Origin of the sequence: Actinomadura rubrisoli (assembly GCF_004349215.1) — a bacterium.
GTDB lineage: Bacteria > Actinomycetota > Actinomycetes > Streptosporangiales > Streptosporangiaceae > Spirillospora > Spirillospora rubrisoli.
Genome location: NZ_SMKU01000750.1, coordinates 1 through 923, shown reverse-complemented (window position 1 = coordinate 923; position 923 = coordinate 1). Strand labels below are relative to the sequence as shown.

The 923-nt window shown below is 76.5% G+C and carries 1 protein-coding gene; it reads right to left on the bottom strand.

The features are described from left to right. On the bottom strand, positions 1-923 hold a 923-nt coding region (locus E1298_RS47265), incomplete at both ends, for an AMP-binding protein (RefSeq protein WP_131903880.1).

Sequence of the window (923 nt, the reverse complement as noted above, 5' to 3'; positions counted from 1 at the left end):
ATTCCGTGGCGGGCACTACGACGGCGGTGACCCGCTCGCCCCATTCGGGGTCGGGGCGGCCGACCACGACGACGTCGCGGATGCCGGGGTGGCGGGACAGGGCGGCGGCGACCTCACCGGCGACGACCTTCTCGCCGCCGGTGTTGATCACGTCGTCGACCCGGCCGCGGATCCGCAGGCGCCCGTCCTCGATGGCGCCGAGGTCCTGGGTGAGGAACCACTCACCGTCCTTGGCCTCGGCGGTCTGCTCAGGCCGCAGCCGGTACCCGGTGAACAGGGACGGACCGGCCAGCCGGATCCGTCCGTCGGCGCCGAGGGCGGCGCGCATTCCGTCCAGGGGCGTCCCGTCGTAGACGCAGCCGCCGCAGGTCTCGCTCATGCCGTAGGTGGTGTGGACCCGGCCGCCTCGGTCGCGGGCCTCGGCGAGCAGGCCGGGCGGGGCCGGGGCGCCGCCGAGGACGACGGCGCCGATCTTCGACAGGTCCATCCCGGCGTCCAGCAGGCGGCGGAGCTGGGTGGGGACCATCGCGATGTGGACGCCCCGCGCGGCGGTGACGGCGGGGACGTCGAACCGGGGCAGGACGATCGGCTCGGTGCCCGCGACCAGGGCGCGGACGAGGACCTGGATGCCGGAGATGTGGCTGGTGGGCAGGCAGCACAGCCACCGGTCGCCCGGCGCGGCCGCGATGCGGGCGAGGGTGCCGGTGGCGGAGTGGCGCAGCGCGGCGGCCGACAGCTCGACGAACTTGGGGGCGCCGGTGGAGCCGGAGGTGGCGATCAGCACGGCGGTGCCGTCGGCGACGGGCACGGGGCCGCCGGAGCCGGACGGGGGAGGGGGGACGACGCCGTCGGCGGTCTCGACCGCATGCGGGGCCAGGGCGTCCAGGAGTTCGCCGAGCGCGGGTCCGGGCAGGTCGGGGGAG